This window comes from Skermanella sp., from assembly GCF_059503625.1.
In genome coordinates this window covers 1-2,444 of record NZ_JCACHA010000418.1, presented here as the reverse complement: position 1 = coordinate 2,444, position 2,444 = coordinate 1, and the positions used below count along the sequence as shown (strand labels likewise).

Annotated in this window: 2 protein-coding genes; both read right to left on the bottom strand. The window is 63.5% G+C overall.

All coding sequences use genetic code 11. The features are described 5' to 3' along the window. Nucleotides 1-395: uroporphyrinogen-III C-methyltransferase (gene cobA, locus AC5JJ6_RS09250; protein ID WP_496041758.1), on the bottom strand; the 395-nt coding region annotated here is incomplete at its 3' end. Between the two features lie 88 nt (nucleotides 396-483). Then, nucleotides 484-2,253, bottom strand: a complete 1,770-nt coding sequence (locus AC5JJ6_RS09245) for a cytochrome D1 domain-containing protein (protein WP_496041757.1) — start codon at nucleotides 2,251-2,253, stop codon at nucleotides 484-486. Nucleotides 2,254-2,444 lie beyond the last annotated feature (191 nt).

The following is a 2,444-nucleotide window of genomic DNA, read 5'->3' as shown; positions in this document are numbered from 1 at the left end:
AGCGGGATGCCGGCATAGGCGCCGCAGCCGGCGGCGGCGGTCACTCCGGGCACGATCTCGAACGGAATGCTGTGCTCGGCCAGCGTCAGGGCTTCCTCGCTTCCCCGTCCGAAGATGAACGGATCGCCGCCCTTCAGCCGGACCACCCGCTTGCCCTCGCGCGCCAGATCGACCAGCAGCAGGTTGATGTCGTGCTGCGGAAGACTGTGGTTCCGCGTCTCCTTGCCGACGAAGATCCGGCGGGCCGACGGCGGGATCAGGTCGAGGATCTCGGACGGTACCAGCCGGTCGTAGACGACGACTTCGGCACCCTGGATCAGGCGCAGGGCCTTTACCGTGAGCAGGTCCGGATTTCCGGGACCGGCCCCCACGAGATGGACGCGAGGCGTGGACATGATCGCGGGAATTCCCGTCGGTTGAAGCAGAGGGGTTTTAAGGTAGGGAAGGGGCGGGCGGACGAACGCCCGCCCCGGAGCCGATGGATCAGTAGACGTCCATCTTGGTGTTGTACGTATTGAACTTGCCGGTCGGCGTAATCAGGCGCTTGTCACGGATCACGTGCTTCAGCGTCCTGGTCTTGTCGTCCACCACGACGATTGCGGATTCCTGGTCCTTGGCGTTCCAGACCGAGAACCACACCTCGTCGCCGCCCTTGTTGTACTCGCCCTGGACGACGCGGCGGGCGCCTTCCTTGATCCCGGACCACTCGGCGATCGGCAGCACGGTGTAGCCCTTGGCGAGGTCCTTGATGTCGAACACGGCCACCGAAGCGCGCATGTCTTCGTCCGGGTTCAGCGGAGTATCGACCCAAAGGTTGGTCGACTTCGGGTGGGTCTTGATGAACAGCGACCCGCCGCCCTGGCCGCGCACGCTGTCGACGATCTTCCACGCCTGAGCCGGATGCTTTTCCGGATCGGTGCCGATGAAGGAGATCGTGTCGTCGCCCAGGTGGCTGGTCGCCCAGACCGGACCGAACTTGGGATGGATGAAGTTGGCGCCGCGTCCCGGATGGGGCGTCAGCCCGTTGGTATCGACCAGGGCCGACAGCAGGTTCAGCTTGGTATCGACCACGGCGACCTTGTGCCGCGCATTGGCGGCGACCAGGAAGTAGCGGCCGGTGCTGTCGAACCCGCCGTCGTGCAGGAACCGTTCGGCCCCGATCGTGGTCACCTTGAGGTTCTTCAAGTCCTCGTAGTTGACCATCAGGATCTGGCCGGTTTCCTTGATGTTGACGACGAATTCCGGGTTGAAGTGGCTGGCGACGATGGAGGCGACGCGCGGTTCCGGATGATATTCCTGGGTATCGACGGTCATGCCGCGGGTCGACACCACCTTGATCGGTTCCAGCGTCGGGCCGTCCATGATGACGTATTGCGGCGGCCAGTACGCGCCGGCGATGGCAAGCTTGTCTTCCCAGCCGTGGAACTTCGACGTCTCGATCGAGCGCGCCTCGATCCCGATCTTCAGTTCGGCGACGGTGGTCGGTTCCGACATCCAGAGGTCGATCAGGTCTACCCGGCCGTCGCGCCCGATCACGTAAAGGTAGCGGCCCGAGGCCGACATGCGGGAGATGTGGACCGCATAGCCCGTCTCGATGACCTTGATGATCTGCTTGCTGGCGCCGTCGATCAGCGCGATCTCGCCGGTGTCGCGCAGCGTGACCGAGAACAGGTTGTCCAGGTCCAGCTTGTTCATCTGCTTGGTCGGGCGCTGGGCGACCGGAACCAGCAGCTTCCAACTGCCGCGCATTTCGGCAAGCCCCCATTCGGGCGGCTGGGGCGGTTCGTTCAGCAGGTAGCGCGTCATCAGATCGACCTGACGCTCGGTCAACTGTCCCGAGGTGCCCCAGTCCGGCATGCCGGCGGCAGAACCGTAGGTGATGAAGTCACGTAGATAATCGAACCCCAGCTCGCGGGTCTTGTCCGTGGTCAAAGGCTTGCCGGTAGCGCCCTTGCGCAGCACGCCATGGCAGCCGGCGCAACGCTCGAAATAGATCTGCTTGCCTTCCTCGAACTCGGCGGCGGTAAGCGTGGGCACGCCGGGCTTGCTGCCGCCCTGCTCCATCTGCGCCTTGCCGAGCGTATCCATGCTGGGCTCATAGGGCTGCTTCTTGTCGGCGTGCCCGTCGTCCTTGGCGGCAGCGGCGGTCTCAGCGGCGGTCGCGGAAGCACTGTAGCTGGTGATGCCGACCAGGGCGGTCGAAGCGAGAAGCGCCAGCCCCAGAGCGGTTCCAAAATATCCTAGCTTACTCATCGGGTATTTCCCCATAGAAGAAGTCGCCGTATCAGCTACCACCCGCCCGGCAGGGCGGACTTGACTTTGGTTATTTCCAAGCACGGCGCTCTGAAATTCCCCTGTACGAGCGCACCATGACGCAGGCAGGGCATAGGCCACTTGACCAGGATCAAAAGGGTGGGTGGATATACCCACGTCTCATTTTTGAC

Coding starts and splice junctions, on each gene's coding strand:
- AC5JJ6_RS09245 (WP_496041757.1), bottom strand. CDS start 2,253: ATGAGTAAGCTAGGATATTTTGGAACCGCTCTGGGGCTGGCGCTTCTC.